General features: G+C 40.5%; 22 protein-coding genes. 21 read left to right on the top strand and 1 reads right to left on the bottom strand.

Translation table 11 applies throughout. The features are described 5' to 3' along the window. Positions 1-525: 525 nt before the first annotated feature. Positions 526-1,053, bottom strand: a complete 528-nt coding sequence (locus tag ACLRVU_RS14280) for a helix-turn-helix domain-containing protein (protein ID WP_181952845.1) — start codon at positions 1,051-1,053, stop codon at positions 526-528. Between the two features lie 152 nt (positions 1,054-1,205). On the opposite strand from ACLRVU_RS14280, the gene ACLRVU_RS14285 reads away from it, so the two are divergent. The 21 genes from ACLRVU_RS14285 to ACLRVU_RS14385 all read left to right on the top strand — a co-directional run bounded on the left by ACLRVU_RS14285 (position 1,206) and on the right by ACLRVU_RS14385 (position 16,213). Continuing rightward, positions 1,206-1,433 (top strand): helix-turn-helix domain-containing protein, encoded by a 228-nt coding sequence (locus tag ACLRVU_RS14285; protein WP_142419747.1) that lies wholly within the window; start codon positions 1,206-1,208, stop codon positions 1,431-1,433. After that, a complete protein-coding gene (locus ACLRVU_RS14290) occupies positions 1,423-2,343 on the top strand; it encodes a helix-turn-helix domain-containing protein (protein ID WP_142419748.1) in 921 nt (306 codons plus the stop codon). Before ACLRVU_RS14285 ends, ACLRVU_RS14290 begins: the two co-directional genes overlap by 11 nt. Positions 2,344-2,428: 85 nt before the next feature. Further along, the gene (locus ACLRVU_RS14295; protein ID WP_142419750.1) at positions 2,429-4,363 is read left to right on the top strand and encodes a Mu transposase C-terminal domain-containing protein; all 1,935 of its coding nucleotides are present in this window, start codon (positions 2,429-2,431) and stop codon (positions 4,361-4,363) included. After that, positions 4,356-5,309, top strand: coding sequence for an AAA family ATPase (locus tag ACLRVU_RS14300; protein ID WP_217752600.1), 954 nt, complete (start codon positions 4,356-4,358; stop codon positions 5,307-5,309). The genes ACLRVU_RS14295 and ACLRVU_RS14300 overlap by 8 nt, the downstream gene beginning before the upstream one ends. Before the next feature lie 90 nt (positions 5,310-5,399). Continuing rightward, positions 5,400-5,750: an addiction module toxin RelE gene (locus ACLRVU_RS14305; RefSeq protein ID WP_142419752.1), complete on the top strand. Its 351-nt coding sequence runs from the start codon at positions 5,400-5,402 to the stop codon at positions 5,748-5,750. Positions 5,751-6,019: 269 nt separating this feature from the next. Continuing rightward, complete coding sequence (locus ACLRVU_RS14310) at positions 6,020-6,529, top strand: 3D domain-containing protein (protein WP_142419948.1); 510 nt, start codon at positions 6,020-6,022, stop codon at positions 6,527-6,529. Further along, positions 6,522-6,749, top strand: coding sequence for a hypothetical protein (locus tag ACLRVU_RS14315; protein WP_142419947.1), 228 nt, complete (start codon positions 6,522-6,524; stop codon positions 6,747-6,749). The genes ACLRVU_RS14310 and ACLRVU_RS14315 overlap by 8 nt, the downstream gene beginning before the upstream one ends. A gap of 55 nt (positions 6,750-6,804) precedes the next feature. Beyond that, positions 6,805-6,996 (top strand): hypothetical protein, encoded by a 192-nt coding sequence (locus ACLRVU_RS14320; RefSeq protein WP_142419946.1) that lies wholly within the window; start codon positions 6,805-6,807, stop codon positions 6,994-6,996. A 76-nt stretch (positions 6,997-7,072) separates the two neighbouring features. Beyond that, positions 7,073-7,324: an AbrB/MazE/SpoVT family DNA-binding domain-containing protein gene (locus tag ACLRVU_RS14325; protein WP_142419945.1), complete on the top strand. Its 252-nt coding sequence runs from the start codon at positions 7,073-7,075 to the stop codon at positions 7,322-7,324. Beyond that, positions 7,311-7,952 carry a hypothetical protein gene (locus ACLRVU_RS14330; protein ID WP_142419944.1) on the top strand — a complete coding sequence of 214 codons (642 nt, stop codon included), beginning with the start codon at positions 7,311-7,313 and terminating at the stop codon, positions 7,950-7,952. The genes ACLRVU_RS14325 and ACLRVU_RS14330 overlap by 14 nt, the downstream gene beginning before the upstream one ends. 14 nt (positions 7,953-7,966) lie before the next feature. Further along, entirely contained in the window at positions 7,967-8,422 is a 456-nt protein-coding gene (locus ACLRVU_RS14335) for a phage protein GemA/Gp16 family protein (protein WP_142419943.1), read from the top strand. Next, positions 8,422-8,745, top strand: coding sequence for a Mor transcription activator family protein (locus ACLRVU_RS14340; RefSeq protein ID WP_142419942.1), 324 nt, complete (start codon positions 8,422-8,424; stop codon positions 8,743-8,745). Before ACLRVU_RS14335 ends, ACLRVU_RS14340 begins: the two co-directional genes overlap by 1 nt. Before the next feature lie 102 nt (positions 8,746-8,847). Continuing rightward, entirely contained in the window at positions 8,848-9,225 is a 378-nt protein-coding gene (locus tag ACLRVU_RS14345; protein ID WP_142419941.1) for a hypothetical protein, read from the top strand. 2 nt (positions 9,226-9,227) lie between these two features. After that, entirely contained in the window at positions 9,228-9,560 is a 333-nt protein-coding gene (locus ACLRVU_RS14350; RefSeq protein ID WP_142419940.1) for a type VI secretion protein, read from the top strand. A 3-nt stretch (positions 9,561-9,563) separates the two neighbouring features. Next, positions 9,564-10,100, top strand: coding sequence for a phage protein Gp27 family protein (locus tag ACLRVU_RS14355; protein WP_142419939.1), 537 nt, complete (start codon positions 9,564-9,566; stop codon positions 10,098-10,100). Positions 10,101-10,143: 43 nt separating this feature from the next. Further along, positions 10,144-10,542: a DUF2829 domain-containing protein gene (locus tag ACLRVU_RS14360; protein WP_412892266.1), complete on the top strand. Its 399-nt coding sequence runs from the start codon at positions 10,144-10,146 to the stop codon at positions 10,540-10,542. A 32-nt stretch (positions 10,543-10,574) separates the two neighbouring features. Further along, a complete protein-coding gene (locus ACLRVU_RS14365) occupies positions 10,575-11,123 on the top strand; it encodes a transcription termination/antitermination NusG family protein (RefSeq protein WP_181952848.1) in 549 nt (182 codons plus the stop codon). Positions 11,124-11,261: 138 nt separating this feature from the next. Beyond that, a complete protein-coding gene (gene terL / locus ACLRVU_RS14370) occupies positions 11,262-13,085 on the top strand; it encodes a phage terminase large subunit (protein WP_217752598.1) in 1,824 nt (607 codons plus the stop codon). A 146-nt stretch (positions 13,086-13,231) separates the two neighbouring features. Beyond that, positions 13,232-14,587, top strand: a complete 1,356-nt coding sequence (locus ACLRVU_RS14375; protein WP_142419936.1) for a phage portal protein — start codon at positions 13,232-13,234, stop codon at positions 14,585-14,587. Then, positions 14,577-15,578, top strand: coding sequence for a minor capsid protein (locus ACLRVU_RS14380; protein WP_187349705.1), 1,002 nt, complete (start codon positions 14,577-14,579; stop codon positions 15,576-15,578). The genes ACLRVU_RS14375 and ACLRVU_RS14380 overlap by 11 nt, the downstream gene beginning before the upstream one ends. 11 nt (positions 15,579-15,589) lie before the next feature. Then, positions 15,590-16,213: a DUF4355 domain-containing protein gene (locus ACLRVU_RS14385; protein WP_142419934.1), complete on the top strand. Its 624-nt coding sequence runs from the start codon at positions 15,590-15,592 to the stop codon at positions 16,211-16,213. The last annotated feature ends 3 nt before the right edge of the window (positions 16,214-16,216 follow it).

Below are 16,216 nucleotides of genomic sequence, written 5' to 3' on the forward strand. Positions count from 1 at the left end.
AATACTGCGTAACCAGCCCTTACAGGGACCATACAGATGTTACCTGAAATCTAAGTGTGATATTTCATAATAAATGATAAAGTGAACGATTAAAGGACTTTTGAGCGAAATAACCCGTAATAACCCGTAAAAACCTTTAATTAAGGGAGAAATTGATGTAATATACCGAAAAATAAGCGAAATTTTGCGAAATCATATTGCAACATGATTTTCGCACTTTTCCACCGAAAACGGAGAAATTCCAGTTTTTAAATTTTAGCCATTATATAACACTCTAAACCGTTTAAATAGCATTTAGAAAATATTTAAGAAAACGCAGAAAAGCCTTTATTTATCATGATTTAAACGGTTTTAGCATAGGGGTTTAGAATTTAAATATTCCATAACTGTCTATCAAGAAATAGACTGAGTTTTTCAATTTTAATCGTTCATTTAATCGTTCACGTAAAAAGTGCCCTGAAAATGGGCACTTTTTTGCTGTTTAAGGGTTTTAAGGTGAACGATTAAAAACAGACCTTTTTCCACCTATTTTTGAGTGCTTTTATATTCATCCAAGCGTGATAATTCATTGACCCGTTTACATACTTCTAGGAATCCATCTGAATTTAAAGAATTAAGTGATTCAGCCACTTTCATATAAAAGTGTGGATCCTCCAGATCATCGTTTTGTAAGACAGATTTAATTATAATATTCACCCAGGAATCAAGTAGAAAATTTGCAATTTGCTGCCTATCGTTATCTGATTTTAAGAGATCAGCTTGATAATGCTTCATTACTCTATTCACTTTTCCAAGGACTAAATTAAGAATTAAAGGATCGGTTTCGGTTTGGTTTATTTTGTTATCTGATTCTCCCCGAAGGTATTCACCAGAAACATTGAAATATTTTTCGAGCGCAACCATAGCTTTGGAATTTGGTTGCCTTTTTTTATTTTCATAGGCAATTATAGAAGACAGGCTTAACCCCGTATATGTAGCTAATTCTTTTTGTGTTATTCCATGCTTAGTCCGTAAAATTTTAATCATTTCAGAAATATCGTGAGTTTCATTCATAATCATATCCACCTTTTTTATTATATAGAAAGTATAACAGACCTTATACCTACGTACAACATAAAAACAATAAAATGTTTATTGACTTATGCGAAAGTATAATATATAATTGCATTGAAGTTATACGAACGTATAATATTGGAGGTGAAAATATGCTGATTCCGAAAATAGAAGAAATAAAAACACGTAGATTGTCTATAGGATTAAGTCAAAGACAATTATCTATCAAAGCTAATTTACCTGATAATGCTTTATGCAGAATAGAAAAGAATTGTTTTTCTTCAATTTATCCTATAAGGGCAAAAGCAATAGCTGAAGCATTACAATGTGACATTTATGATATTTTTGAAAGCACATCGGAGGTAACTCATGAAAAATAACATACAAGTTTTAAGGGAACGGATGAATTTAACACAACAAGCTTTATCTAAAAGTGTTGGTATACCATATCAGTCCATAGTAAATTACGAACTTGGAAGGAGAGAACCTAACTCAAAAGCTATGGCAATATTAGAAAAATTCTTCGGAGTATCTGGCGCTGTACTGAGAGGTGAGGAAGAAATCCCCAATGCAGAACCTAATTTACAAAACGATACATTAGCTAGAAATTTGCGGAGATTACGATTAAAAACAGGAATGACACAAAGGGATCTTGCAGAATGTACGGGACTATCTTATGCCGCTATTAGAAGTTATGAGGCTGGCGGAAGAGAGCCTGGATCAAGAGCAATGGCTATTTTAGAAGATTTCTTCCAAGTTTCTGGAAAATATCTTCGCGGAGAAACTGAAACAAGAACAACCTTTAATGGAAAGTTAGATAGTACGTTTGAACAGTCAGTTTATAAAACACTATCGAAAAGGATAAAATCTCTTAGGAAAAATAGTGGTTTAAATCAGAATGAATTTGCGCAATTATTGGCTGTTGATCAGACAGCTGTTAGCCAATGGGAAACAGGGAAAACTCTCCCAGGATTTAAACAATGTATAAAAATAGCGAAAATCTTAAATTGTAGTTTAGATAGCCTTGTAAATGAATCCACTGATATGAAGTGTTTATCTAAAGAAAGTGATAAGAGTGAAGAAAGACTATCTGATATCGAATTACAGCAAAATGCCTATATACGTTTTGACCGTAGTGAATTGGCTTTGCTCTATAACCTTGTACATAAAGAAATCATGTGTGCTGAAAGATTAGCTGATATATATGATCTGAGTGGTAAAGGGAATGAGGATGTAAAAGGCGAGCTGCTGAAATTGGCTGTAAAGATAATTGAAATGAAAGAATTGTAATTGATATATCGAAACCGCCATACTGGCGGTCTTGCAGGGATAGCCTACTGCAACTGATGAGATAGGCTGGATTGGGAGGTACACTATGACAATGCTTAATGCTAGAGAGATAGCCGAGTTAAAAGGCTGCTCTGAGGCAAGTGTCAAGCGGCTGATCAGGAATGGTCAGCTAAAAGCCAAGCGGACAATGAATGAAAAGAATCGACCGAAATATCTGGTTTTGCTGGAAGACTTGCCGACCGAGATACAGGAGCAATACTATATGAAGCATTGCGTGAAAAAAGAAATCACGATCGGTCAGCTTAAAAGGAATCTGGATGAGTATAGTGCTGATGAACGGGATGAGATAGCCTGCTGGATCAAAATACTGAGAGACTGGAGTGTTGCCAGAACACAGCAGTTATATCTGCCTAAAGGCGAATTTGATAAAAATTATGCTGCCAAGCTTACTCTTGAATATCCGGAAATGAAATTCTCTGCCCAGATACTACGGAGAAAATATAATGCTTATAAAAGTAACGACTATGACGGATTACTGGATAAGCGAGGGAAATCTAAGAAAGGCAATACCAAAATTGATGAAGAGGTATGGGAAGCATTTCTGAGTTTCTATTTAGATCAGCGCCTACCATCCGTAAGGAAGTGTTATGAATATACGGTGAAGTGGATCGAGCAGGAGCATCCGGAATTAGCTGATGACATTCCGACTTACTGCACATTCACAAGACACGTTAATCAGGACATTCCTCAGGGTACTATGGTGTTAGGACGCTATGGCGAAAAAGCATATGATGATCGCTGCGCACCATACATAAAGAGGGTTTACGATAACCTGCTGCCTAACGATGTATGGATTGCCGATAACCACACGTTCGATGTAATGCTACAAAACGAAGATGGTGAAACATTCAGACTTTACTTGACTGCATTTCTGGATGCCAGAACAGGAATATTCACCGGTATATATATCACTGATGCACCAAGCTCTCAGGCATCTATCCTTGCATTACGAAACGGCATCATGAAGTATGGTATTCCGAAAGAGGTTTATCTGGATAACGGGCGAGAGTTCCTGACCTTTGATTTTGGTGGGCTGGGGCATCGTAAAAAAAGGAAGGATCAGCGCTTCGATCCTCCACCGATCTTTGACAGGCTAGGCATTAAAATGACCAATGCGCTTGTGAGAAACGCAAAAGCAAAAATCATCGAGCGAAGATTTTTGGATATAAAGAACGGTCTATCGAAATTGTTTGAGAGTTACACAGGAGGCAGTGTTGCGGAGAAGCCGGAACAGCTGAAATTCATATTGAAGAAAGGCAAGGCTGTACTGGATGATACATTCAAGACACAGGTTAAGGAATTGATTGAAGGCTATTTCAACTATCAGATCTATAATGGACCGATTGCTGAAGACCGGGGCAAAACAAAGATACAGGCATATCATGAACACATGGCAGAAACAACGAAGCGTGTTGCATCTACGGAAGATCTGAACCTTATGCTGATGAGATCCACCAGATCACAGAAAGTCGGCAGAAGAGGTGTGCATCTGAGTTTGTACGGCGCAACGATCGACTTCTGGAATCATGAGTTCCTTCAGAACTGTTTCGGTAAAGAAGTATATCTCAGATATGATCCTGAAGATCTGAAAGAGGTCAGAGTGTATGACCTGAAAGACAGATACATCATGAGTGTTCCGACAGATAACGCAACGATACTTGAATATGGTGCCAACGTTGAGGACGTTAAGCGAGCAATGGCTGAAACCAGAAAAGGTAAGAAGCTGGAGAAGGAACGCATGAAAGCAATGATCAACAGTGAAATCAGTAATAAGACAGCGCTGGAGATTACCTTGACACAGGCAAAGCAGAATCTGGAGACAGAGTTGGAAGTGCCACAATACGATATCGAATTACAGCGTGCGAAGGAAGTACCACTATTCCATAAGGTTGAAGTCAGTAACATAGATCGCATGTTAAAGAATGCGGAAGAACATAAGGGAGGACATGACAATGTATAGCAGAGAATTACAGGCAAGATTAGAGAGATTTTTGAAGGAGAGCAACACCAGTCAAGCAAAGGCTGCCCCTCAGATTGGAATAAGTGCCACTGCATTATCTCAATACAGAAACAGTAATTATGCTGGCGGGAATATTCAAAATGTTGAGAAGAAAATCCTTGCATGGCTGAATCGACAAGAAGAGGCTATGCAGAGCAATGAACGCAAACAAGTGTACAAGCCGATTAGGAACGGATATGTACCGACATCAGTATCAGAAGATATCTACAAGCGCATCAGATACTGCCAGGTGGAGAAAGGCATGATCATCCTGCATGGTGATGCCGGAATCGGTAAGACAAAGGCTGCGGAAAAATACGCTTTAGACAATCCGGAAAGCACGGTATATATCCAGTGCGCACCAAGTACGGGGGGACTTGGTAACACGCTGAAGATCATTGCCAATGCGCTGGGGGTATCGGAATCCAGTAACCGATACATAACTAGCAATCATATCAAAAAGGCTCTTATAGACAGTGATAAGACGCTGATACTTGACGAGGCACAGCATCTTAAAATGATGGCGCTTGAAGAAATCCGTACTATCAGTGATCCTGATGACCTGCTGGGAGTACCTGGATGCAGTATTGTGTTGATTGGTAACACAGAGATTTACAATAAGATGCTTGGACGCAAGAGTGCATCCTTTGCACAGCTGTTCAGCCGTATCAAGATGCACAAAGCATATCAGACAAGCAATATTAAAATGTCTGATATTGAAATGACATTTGAATACTTGCAAGAACATCACATGAAAAAGGAAATCGAATTTTTATACACGATCACTAAGTCAAAGTGGGGGCTGCGTGGTGCTGTGAATGTCTATAACAATGCAGTCAATAACGATGATGTCAGCTTCCGTGGATTGTATGGGATGGCTACTGAAATGGGAATCGGTGTCTTATGATCAGTAAGCTTGATGTAGTCTTGCTGGTAATCAATGTAGTGTACTTGCTGATCAATCTATACATCATGATTAGAAGATGGGAGGATGAATATGACCAAGAAAGAGCGGAAAGATCTAGCAAAGGCTAAAAAGAGGTTGCAGGCAGAGGGCGTGCTGCCACCGAACAAGCCCAGACTTAATCGTAAGAAGTTTGCAAAAGAAGTAAATAAAGAATGGGAGGAATTAGAAATCGGGGGTATTACAGATATTAGCTTGATTTTAAATGTCTTAGCTATGATGACAAGATCAGGCGAGTATGGAGGAATCACAAGTGAGGATATAGGTATACTGAAGCTAAAAAAATGTGTTATTGAAATCAAGAAGGCATTGCAAGTAGAACAAAGAAGTTGTTTCACGGTCAGCGAATTATACAAGATATGTGATGAAGTATGGAAACTGTAGGAGGATGTCATGAAGTGTAGGAATTGTAAATATGAGAAGTATTGTCAAAACTGGTGTTTCGGCTTTAATTACGAAGCATCTATATTCAAACTGAAGAAAAACAAATTAAAGGATAGCATCATTAAACTATTACATTTATGAGGTGGTGGAACGCCACCCCACTAATGCAGCCGAGGATGGTCGCAAGCCCATGAAAATGCAGAGCGGTGGAAATGTTAAACTAATCGCGATTTGTACGACATTTAAATTAAATTTAAATGGAGGAAGCTATGAAAAAGAAATGGATAACAACTCTAGCCATTATTGATACTGTGTGCTTACTGATCATAGGTGTCATAGAATCAAATAAAACAGAGTTATATGCTACAGCTGAAGAACAGCAACAGACAATCAAGAATCTGAAAACAGAAATCGCTAAGCTCAATTTTGAAATTGAAGAGCGAAAACTGGAAATCCAGCAGGAGCTGCAAACAGAACAGGAGAAACCTCAGGAACGGTGGGTGTCCATTGGAGACTTTAAAATCACCTATTATGGATTAGATATTACCACTACTACCGCGACAGGTAAAACGCCGGAAGTCGGTAAAACCATCGGTGTGGATCCGGAAGTGATACCATATGGATCCACTGTAAAGATTGATGGTGAAGTGTATGAGGCACAGGATACCGGAGCGTATAAAGGTAATCTCATTGATATCTTATGTGAGAGCGAGGCGGTGTCTGCAAAGTTGGGAACACACACCAGTGAAGTGTATATACTGGAGGTGCCACATGACTAAGCAGGAAATCATGAAAGTGATTGCAGCTGATAGAACTTTGAAGCAAGCATACAATACAGAGCCTCTCTTTACTGAACAGATTGATTACCTTGGTGCCAGAGAGCCGATCAGTGCAACAGATCTACTTAAATGTATCAAGCATATGTGCAAACAGTTAGACAGGGCACAGCAAACGATATACGTGCTGTCAGCGAGTGTGCCAATGGAGGGATATGAATAATTACCAGAATTTGGAAAGAAATTAAAACTACAAAAGGTGAATAAAGGAGATAATTATGGTAGATCAAAACGCAAAGTCAAGATGGTTTGTAGTAAAGAACAGCGATATATTTACGGATGGTTGTCGTGTAGAAACAAGCGAGCCTGTAACTGCTAAAGAGATGAAAGAAATCTTTTGTGATATGGGAACTGCAACAGTGTTTGAACCAATCAGCGAGCAAGAGTATAAGGATATGAGCGAGGAATGACCTTGCTTGCCCTAATGCAGCCGATGCAGGTCACAAGCCCTGGAAATGCAGAGTGAGGTAAGAAAGGAGAACAGGAATGTTATTACAGAAGAAAGTCACAAAAGCCGGGAGTGTCACAATACCGACACTGATCCGTGAACAGCTGAATATACCAAAGGGTGCAGCTGTGGAGCTGGAAACAAAGAATGAGGAGCTGATCATCCGCAAGCACATACCGACTTGTGTATGCTGCGGTACTGCTGATCATGTTGTAACTTATGCAGGTCTGGAGATCTGTCAGGATTGTCTGAAGAAAGCAAAGGAGGCTAGTGATAATGGAAATAGCTGAGCTGAAGCAGAACGTTGACCGTTTGGCAGCATTGACCATCCAGCAGGAGAAAGTCAAGGCAGAAATAGATCAGCTGAAAGCAGGCTTTGAGAAACAGGCTGAAGCTGATCTAAAGGACAGCAAGGAAAAAACAATCGAATACTGGGGAGAGGGAAATGCGAAGGTCGTTGTACAAAACTCTGAAACAGTGAAGCCGATTGCAATGAGTGTGTTGAGAAATCTGCTTGGTACTGCATATAGTGATTTTGTCAAAGAAGAATCCAAGGCAACACTGAATGCTGAATGTAAGTCATTTTTGACCGCTATGGTGCAAGGCAAGTATATAGAGGATGATCTAACAGCTGTAATCGGTAAGATCACAAGCGATGCAAAGGAGCAGCAGCTCCTCCTCAAAAAACTGAAGGGCAAGTACAGATCAGACAAAAAGACAATCATGAAGGTGACCGGGTTGGATCCGGAAAGCGCAAATGATTATGCATACCTTGTGGAAGAGGTCTATGCGTATAAGACGATCAAGCAGATACTGGAAGCTGCCAAGTTTGCCGGAACGTTTGAAGATGCTGTGGAGAAAGTAAAGGCATCCGTGATTGTGGACGAAGGAATCAAGGTAACGGTAGAAAAAGAGTAAAGGAGGAACCGGGGATGAAAGCTAAAGCTATTGAATCATGGCAAAAAAGAAAAATCTATGCAATCGCAAATGCGCTGGGATATACGGCAAAAACTGAGGAAACAGACATCCTGCACCTTATCATGGAAGACATGACTGGAAAACAATCAGTGACAAAGCTGACATATGATGATGCAAACAAGCTTATAGATTATCTGGTACGACAGCAGACATCCCTGGATAAATCCGATAATGTAAGTAAGGGACAGCAGAAAAAAATCTGGGCGCTCATGTATGAGCTGAAGGACTGTGATCTGGCTGTCAACCCTGCCCCTATCGGTGAGCGACTTGCGGGTATCATCACAAGGCAATTCGGTGTCCGATCCACACCGAGAAGGCTCTTCACTTATCTTGACTATGTGGATGGAGAAAAGTTGATCGAAATATTAAAGCATTACATCGACAACGCTGAAAGGAAGAGGATGAGCTAATGGATGATGCACTTGAAGCTATTACTATGGAAGATCTTTATGATGATCAAAGGGAGTTGGCTGAAGTAATTGGATTACAGTCTTTCAAAGAACTGATATACACTTACGGAGGTAGTCAAATATATATCCCAAAGATGGATCAACTTAAAAAAGTAAAGAGAAATCAAAGTATCTGTGCAGAATTTAACGGATATAATTTTAAAGAGCTGGCATATAAATATAACTTGACCGTGAGCAGCATTCGGGATATAGTTAAGGATATAGCGAAGGAGAAAAGAAGATCTCCATGCGATGGACAGCTCAGCATATCAGATTTCCTATAACAGTTCAGTAAAACAGTAAAGCTCTTGACTCAAGGGCTTTATTTTTTTTTGTCTTTTAAAGCTGATATGATTATGCCAACAACGAGGGATGGAGGTCTTAAAGTGTTGGACAAAATCGTGACGCTGGTCATTAGTTCTATTTCAGGTATTATTAGCTATTTCCTGAAAAGTACAATGAATCGTACAGCAAAAATTGAGGAATCTTTAAGTGACATTAAAGAAAACTACGTATCAAAAAAAGAATATGAGAGAGATCAGGAGAAGCAGGATGAAGAAATAATGAAAATTCGTGAGAACTATACACCGATCTCCAAACACGAAAAAGATTATGATGAAGTGAGAAAGGATATAAAAGAAATGAAAGACGCTATGCTGCGTAAGGATGACTTCATCAGAGAAATCAGCAAACTTGATCAGAGGTTTGAAACCAACCAGGAAAAAACCAATGAGTTAATAATGAGATATTTAGGAGGTAGATAGTAATGCAGAATGTTATTGATCAGATGGAAGTGCAGGAATTTAAAAAAAGGAATTGGAAGATTCTTGGCATTATCAACATCCTAAGCCCTTCCTATCATAAGCTGGATTCCATTTATGATGTTTTGAAAAATGATGACAGAGGTACATATAAAGACTATATCTATTCTGTGAACTTTCTGGTACAGGAAAAATATATCAATATACGTAACTCCGCATCACACAAATATGAAGATTTGGCAGATTGTGACGATTATTCAGAATTAGAAGCTAATCTCTCTAGCAAAGGCACTCGCCTTTTGAAAGGTAATATCATTGATGATATGGTAACGGGCTAGCTTATGGCAAACAGGAAGCACAGCAAGATTGATGGACTTGATCCTAAGCTGAAGGACACAGTTGAAACGATGCTTCTGAGTGGCAGCACATACCGGGAGGTGGTCGAGTATCTGGCAGCAAATGATGTGCCGATTTCCGCTGCTGCTGTTTGCCGGCACGCACAGAACTTAAACGCAAGTGTAAAGGAACTGAACATCGCTCAGGAGAATTTCCGTAAAATGATGGAAGAAATGGAAAAGTATCCGGATCTGGATACGACCGAAGCAATCATCCGATTGACCTCCAGCAACCTGTTCCAGCGTATTGCAAACACAGAAGAGGCAGATTGGGAGCGTGTAAAGCTGGATAAAGTCTTAAAGGAATCAACCTCACTCATTAGAGCTGCTGCATACAAGAAGCAGATTGACATAAAAAATCAGGAAGTCCTGGATAGTGCGGTTGATGAAATGAAGAGTGATATCTTTGCGGCGATGGCAAAGGAAAATCCAGAGTTGTATGCAGCTGTTGCAAAGTATCTGAATCAAAAGAAACAAGGATAGGAGGATGTATATGTTTGATATTGAGAAAATGAGGATCGTCCCTATGACATTGGGAAAGTATTTTGAATCAAGAGGTTGGTCAGTACCTTATGATCTTCCAAAGACTACGAAAGGATATAAGATTGAAAGTGAAACTGGACTGTCTTCTTGGATGTCCTATGAGGAATTTAGGGATAAGTATAAGGAATACATGGGGTTGAGCTTCTCCGGCGCTCTGGAGCTGTTAAAACAAGGGTGTGCAGTTGCCCGGGAAGGCTGGAACGGTAAAGGTATCTTCATCGTTTTGCAAAAGCCGGACGCTAACAGTAAAATGACACATCCATATATCTACATAGATACGACGGGGCTTGTTACAGATAGTGACCTTGCTCCGAAAGATCGTGTGCCGTGGGTTGCATCACAAACAGATCTGCTTGCTGAGGATTGGGTAATCATATTATAAGACGCAGACGAAAAGGAAGGATGGTGCAGCATATGAAATGGTATGTACTGTATGTAATGACTGGGAAAGAGTTAGAGATTGCGGCAACCCTGAACAAGCTGCACCTCCATGCTCTTGTGCCTACAATGACTAAAATCATTAGGTCAGGCGGAACATGGAACGAGAAAGAAGCAGTGATATTTGAATCGTATGTGTTCCTGGAGTGCGATTTTTGCGCTAAGACTTGGTATAAGGTCGCAAACATCCCCGGTGTGATCCGGTGGCTGGGAGACAAGAAGGAACCATCTACACTTACCTATCTGGAAGCTGAGTGGATCCGGTTGCTTGGGAATGAAGGGAAAGCAATCGCACCAGCAGAAATCAGCGTGAAGGATGGTAAGTATGAAATAGCATCCGGAGTACTAAAAATGTTTAAGCATCATATTACAACTTTTAAAAAAAGACAGAAGACAGTTACAGTGTCCATACCGATCTGTGGAGAGGCAAAGGAAATCACACTGTATGCAAATTACAATGAAAATGAAACTGGTGAAACAGGTGTGGTTGATTCGTCCCCTCCTAATGCAGCAGCGGATACATAAAAACAGCTAGGTGTGTGTGCCACCAAGGTGGCGAAGCATATCATCAGGAGGTTCATACTTTAGATTACACTCAGATACCGTTTAAATCTTACAGAAAGCCATTTAAATTTGATTTAAGAAAAAAATCCGAGTGTAAGTGTGCCTAAAACAAAACAACGCTTAGAAAGCCTTAAAATGGCTTTTTTTATTGGGAAGAAGGTGTGGTATTTGAAAAGAAGGAAAAAGGATAGCCTGGCATCGCTTAAGGATGCCATACAGGAAACAGAACGGCAACGATTTGACAGTGAAGAGGATCGTGACAGTAAGGAGGCATTTAAACATTTAAATGCTCTTTTACAAGACTTTCTGTATTTAAACGATGAACCTGAACGGTTGTGTTTAAGAACTGAATATGAACAAGGCTGCTCACTTACTGGTGACAACGGTATCCGGAAGAGGCTTGCTGCTATTGATTTGGAGTTTTTCGGGCGAGCATACTTCCCTCATTACTTTGTGAGATCTTCCCCTGAGTTTCACCGGGATTTGGATAAGATCTGGACGGATGGGGTATTGAAAAGAAAGAATCCGCTAAAGGAAAAGCGAAAGATCTCCCGCATGGATGGATCCAGAAGAGTGGTGGCAGCTCCCCGTGGTCATGCAAAGTCTACAACGCTGACATTCAAGGGTACTCTTCATTCTGTGTTATACGAGTATAAACATTATCCTATCATCCTATCTGATTCATCAGATCAGGCTGAAGGATTCTTGGATTCTATTCGTTCCGAACTGGAAGAAAATGAAATGATTATTGAGGATTTTGGTCATTTAGAGGGCAGAGTTTGGAAAAGTAATGTCTTGCTAACGAAAACGAATATCAAAATAGAAGCCATTGGATCAGGTAAAAAAATCCGTGGTCGTAAGCATAAAAACTGGCGTCCGGATCTCATAGTTTTAGATGATATCGAAAACGACGAAAATGTGCGAACCATCGAACAGCGTAACAAACTATCAAACTGGTTTAAAAAAGCAGTATCCAGAGCTGGAGACAGCTACACAGATATTATCTACATTGGTACACTGCTGCATTACGATAGCTTACTGGCAAATACGTTAAAGAATCCAAGCTACAAGGCAATCAAATACAAAGCTGTGCTGTCCTGGTCATCCTCATCGCTATGGGATGAGTGGGAAAAGAGATACACGGATCTGGATAACGAAAACCATGAAGCAGATGCTCTTGCTTTTTATAAAGCCCATGAGGCAGAAATGCTTGAGGGCACAGAAGTGCTATGGAAGGAGAAAAACAGCTATTATGATCTGATGGTCATTAAGATCACAGATGGTGATGCATCGTTTAATAGCGAGCTACAAAATGAGCCTATCAATCCTGATGACTGTTTGTTTAACGAAGAGTGGTTTGATTACTACAATGAGCATGAGCTTGACTTCAGTTCTAAAGACTTTGATTTTTGCGGTGCTGTGGATCCATCTCTGGGTAAAAGTAAAAAATCTGACTACTCAGCGATTATCACTATAGCTAAACACCGTAAGACGGGCTATATGTATGTGATTGATGCGGACATAGAGCGCCGACATCCGGACAGGATCATAAAGGACATATTAGAAAAAGAAATATGGTTAAGGAAGACATTCGGAAAAGGTTACCTGAAATTTGGATGTGAAACAGTACAGTTTCAATGGTTTTTGAAAGAGGAAATTGCGAAAGCTTCCGCTGCTGCGGGGTTGCATCTTCCAATCGAAGAAATCCAGTCAACCGGGGATAAAACACTGCGTGTTGAGAGTATGCAGCCCGATATAAAAAATAAGTATATTAAGTTTAATCAGAGACACAAGCTGCTGCTGGAGCAGCTAAAACAGTTTCCAATGGGGAGCCATGATGATGGGCCGGATGCTCTGGAAATGGCGAGAACGATTGCCAAAAAGAAAGCGAAACGCTTTCGTACCATGGGAATTAGGTTTTAATTTATGGATACAGTCAAATGCTTGAAACTGCTAGCAATGAGCTATTGTATAGTTGCAGCCGAAGTGTGGAAGAGACATCCAATGATAGCGGTTATATTGGGGTTGCTTTATATACATGAATTAGATAAGAAGTAAGGAGGGATGTTATGCCAGTAATCTATATGGAACAAGAGGATGTAAGATCCTTCACTGAAGGAGACATAAGAAAGCTGATCGAGTTGAGCAATCAAAGTATCGGGCGCTATGAAAATCTGGAGAACTATTATGCTGGGAAACATAAAATCCTGGAACATTTTAAAAGTGATCCAAACGTACCGAACAATAAGCTGATCAACAATATGCCCAAGTATATCACAGATACAGCTACAGGATACTTCATGGGGAAGCCTGTCACCTATTCGGCAAAGGATGAATCCTACATGGAGAGCTTGCAACAGATATTTGATTACAATGACGAACAAGACGAAAACAGTGAGTTGGAAAAGAAATGCTCTATCAACGGACATTGTTACGAAATGCTTTATGTTGATATGCAGGGATGGATCCGCTTCTCACTGGTTACACCGGATTCGGCTTTGTTTATCTACGAGGCTTGTTCTGACCATCTGCTTGCTGTCGTCCGTTATATGAAGTCTTACAACGTGCTGACGAACAAAACAACTTATTATGCGGAGTTTTGGACTGACACATTCTGTATGTACTTTCGCAGCGTCAACAGCTATAACTTTGAGCTTATGGATATACGGGATCATTACTGGTCGGATGTTCCTTTTGTCGAGTTTTTAAACAATCAGGAACGCATTGGAGACTTTGAGGGCATTATCACGCTGGTGGATGCATATAACCTAGCGCAAAGTAATACCGCAAACTTTTTTGAGTACAATGATCAAGCTATCTTGACAATCACTAACATGGGCGATGTGACCACGGATGATGTCAAAGACATGAAGGAAAAAGGCACAGTAATTCTGGAAGATCAAGGCTCTATGGGATGGTTGACTAAAGAAGTTAATGACGCTGCACTTGAAAATTACAAGAAACGACTACGCGAAGATATGCACTTTTGGTCATCTGTGCCTAATATGACGGATGAATCTCTAGGCTCTCAGCTGTCAGGGGTTGCTATATCATACAAAATGTGGAATTTTGAGCAGCTGGTTGTCACTAAGGAGCGTAAGTTTAAAAAGGCTTTACAGAGACGGATCGAGCTGATCACAAATATGCTCAACTTCCTGGGGGCTTCTTACGATTATAAATCTGTAAACATGACCTTCCGCCGGAACATGCCTCAAAACGTTTCAGAGATAGCTTCTATGATCTCTATGCTGCGTGGATTTCTTTCTGATAAAACGCTCATGCAGCTTGTGCCAAACGTTGAGGATCCACAAGAAGAACTAGCCCGCCGAGAAGCTGAAGAACAGGATGCTATGAAGAAATATGGTGCAGGAGATTATGGAAACCTGAAGGAAGATCCTGTACTGGAGTCGGATGATGGATCCTAAAAAAGCGCTAGCGGAAAGTGAGAAGATTACTGATGAAGCATGGAAAGAAATCTATCGGGCTTATGAAAATGCAAGGATGCAGCTCCAGAATGAGATTGATGCTCTTGTCGCAAGGTTTGGTGTTGATAACCAGCTAAGCAATGAAGAGGTCAATCAGATCCTGCATGGCAAAGAGTACACGAAATGGCGTATGTCATTGCGTGAGTACCTGAATCAGATCAGGGATGCGCCGGAAGATTCTAGCTTGCTATTGGAGCTAAATGCTTTATCCGCAAAATCACGTATTAGCTTGAAAGAACAGCTACTGGCAGATATAGACAGAGCAATGACAGACATTGCTCTGGAGCAGTGTGATATTACAAAAAAAGCGATCAGCAAGGTGTATGAAACTACATACTACAGGACGGCATATGATGTGCAGCGAGGTACTGGATTCGCTTTTAACTTGGCGAAACTGGATCATGGTGCCATCGAAAAGGTCATTACATACCCGTGGTCAACAAAAGTGTTTTCTAGGGCTATCTGGGATAACCTGGACAAAATGACCGCTACACTCAAAAAAACGCTTGCAGAGGGCTTTGCGAAAGGCGCTGGTGTGCAACGAATGGCTAAGGTGTTAAATGATGAATTTAAGTCAGGTAGGTATGCCGCTGAACGTGTGATTCGTACGGAATCAAAACATTTTCATATGCAAAGTCAGTTAGACAGCTTTCGGGAACTTGGATACGAAGAATACATTTTTCACATGAATGGAACGTGTTCCAGGACAAGGAAAGGCGTTAAAATCTGTGACTGTGAAACAGCTGTTAAAGGCAGTCCTTACCGCATAGAGGATGCAGAACCAGGCATCAATCTGCCTCCAATCCATCCAAATTGTAAATGTTATATCACAGCAAAGCGAAAAATAAATATGTTTGAAAAAAGAGAAGGTATCACACCACTACATGAAAATGTGAAATTTCAACAGTGGAAGAATACATATGTAAAATAGGAGGAAAACAAATGGAAACTGAAGTTATTGAAGAAGTAAAAACAGAACCGACAGCAACAGAGCCACAGGAACCGGAAACAAAAGGCTTTATGCAGGTAATGAAGGAATTTTTCACAGGAGTGAAAGACAAGACGGAACCTGATGAAAAGGATCCTGAAGCGAAAGAAACGGAACCAGCGAAGACGGAGCCTAAAGCACCTGAGCTGAATGTTGAGGAAATGCTGAAGAAAGAACGTGAAAAGTGGGAGGCTGAAAAAGCGGAGGAGGAACGCTTGAAAAAGCTGTCTCCGGAAGAACGTGCGAAAGAGCAGCAAAACAGCTTACAGAAAGAGCTGGAAAACATGAAAGCCGAGTTAAAGGCAAATAAGTTTAAGGATACAGCAATCACCACGCTTACCGGAAAAGGCTATCCGGCATCCCTTGCTGATATTCTGCCATATGGTACATACAAAGAAGCAGCAGACATGGAAAAAGGGCTTGATACACTGACAACGGTGTTTGAAACTGCCCTGAAAGAGGTGCTGCTGTCAAAGGTGAAGCAGGAAACACCAAGAGGGCTGAATGGCAGCAATACCGTTACAGGGGACAGTGTTTTAAAGCAGATTGACAATGCAGTTAAAAAAGGAGGATTTTAAACA

The organism is Beduini sp. (assembly GCF_047239305.1).
GTDB lineage: Bacteria > Bacillota_I > Bacilli_A > Erysipelotrichales > Coprobacillaceae > Beduini.

What these genes read in the sequence shown, in the direction of transcription:
- ACLRVU_RS14310 (WP_142419948.1), top strand. Translation starts at nt 6,020, where the DNA reads ATGAAAAAGAAATGGATAACAACTCTAGCCATTATTGATACTGTGTGC.
- ACLRVU_RS14290 (WP_142419748.1), top strand. Translation starts at nt 1,423, where the DNA reads ATGAAAAATAACATACAAGTTTTAAGGGAACGGATGAATTTAACACAA.
- ACLRVU_RS14335 (WP_142419943.1), top strand. Translation starts at nt 7,967, where the DNA reads ATGAAAGCTAAAGCTATTGAATCATGGCAAAAAAGAAAAATCTATGCA.
- ACLRVU_RS14280 (WP_181952845.1), bottom strand. Translation starts at nt 1,053, where the DNA reads ATGAATGAAACTCACGATATTTCTGAAATGATTAAAATTTTACGGACT.
- ACLRVU_RS14315 (WP_142419947.1), top strand. Translation starts at nt 6,522, where the DNA reads ATGACTAAGCAGGAAATCATGAAAGTGATTGCAGCTGATAGAACTTTG.
- ACLRVU_RS14365 (WP_181952848.1), top strand. Translation starts at nt 10,575, where the DNA reads ATGAAATGGTATGTACTGTATGTAATGACTGGGAAAGAGTTAGAGATT.
- ACLRVU_RS14295 (WP_142419750.1), top strand. Translation starts at nt 2,429, where the DNA reads ATGACAATGCTTAATGCTAGAGAGATAGCCGAGTTAAAAGGCTGCTCT.
- ACLRVU_RS14375 (WP_142419936.1), top strand. Translation starts at nt 13,232, where the DNA reads ATGCCAGTAATCTATATGGAACAAGAGGATGTAAGATCCTTCACTGAA.
- ACLRVU_RS14325 (WP_142419945.1), top strand. Translation starts at nt 7,073, where the DNA reads ATGTTATTACAGAAGAAAGTCACAAAAGCCGGGAGTGTCACAATACCG.
- ACLRVU_RS14380 (WP_187349705.1), top strand. Translation starts at nt 14,577, where the DNA reads ATGGATCCTAAAAAAGCGCTAGCGGAAAGTGAGAAGATTACTGATGAA.
- ACLRVU_RS14300 (WP_217752600.1), top strand. Translation starts at nt 4,356, where the DNA reads ATGTATAGCAGAGAATTACAGGCAAGATTAGAGAGATTTTTGAAGGAG.
- ACLRVU_RS14305 (WP_142419752.1), top strand. Translation starts at nt 5,400, where the DNA reads ATGACCAAGAAAGAGCGGAAAGATCTAGCAAAGGCTAAAAAGAGGTTG.
- ACLRVU_RS14350 (WP_142419940.1), top strand. Translation starts at nt 9,228, where the DNA reads ATGCAGAATGTTATTGATCAGATGGAAGTGCAGGAATTTAAAAAAAGG.
- ACLRVU_RS14360 (WP_412892266.1), top strand. Translation starts at nt 10,144, where the DNA reads ATGACATTGGGAAAGTATTTTGAATCAAGAGGTTGGTCAGTACCTTAT.
- ACLRVU_RS14355 (WP_142419939.1), top strand. Translation starts at nt 9,564, where the DNA reads ATGGCAAACAGGAAGCACAGCAAGATTGATGGACTTGATCCTAAGCTG.
- ACLRVU_RS14330 (WP_142419944.1), top strand. Translation starts at nt 7,311, where the DNA reads ATGGAAATAGCTGAGCTGAAGCAGAACGTTGACCGTTTGGCAGCATTG.
- ACLRVU_RS14320 (WP_142419946.1), top strand. Translation starts at nt 6,805, where the DNA reads ATGGTAGATCAAAACGCAAAGTCAAGATGGTTTGTAGTAAAGAACAGC.
- ACLRVU_RS14340 (WP_142419942.1), top strand. Translation starts at nt 8,422, where the DNA reads ATGGATGATGCACTTGAAGCTATTACTATGGAAGATCTTTATGATGAT.
- ACLRVU_RS14285 (WP_142419747.1), top strand. Translation starts at nt 1,206, where the DNA reads ATGCTGATTCCGAAAATAGAAGAAATAAAAACACGTAGATTGTCTATA.
- ACLRVU_RS14385 (WP_142419934.1), top strand. Translation starts at nt 15,590, where the DNA reads ATGGAAACTGAAGTTATTGAAGAAGTAAAAACAGAACCGACAGCAACA.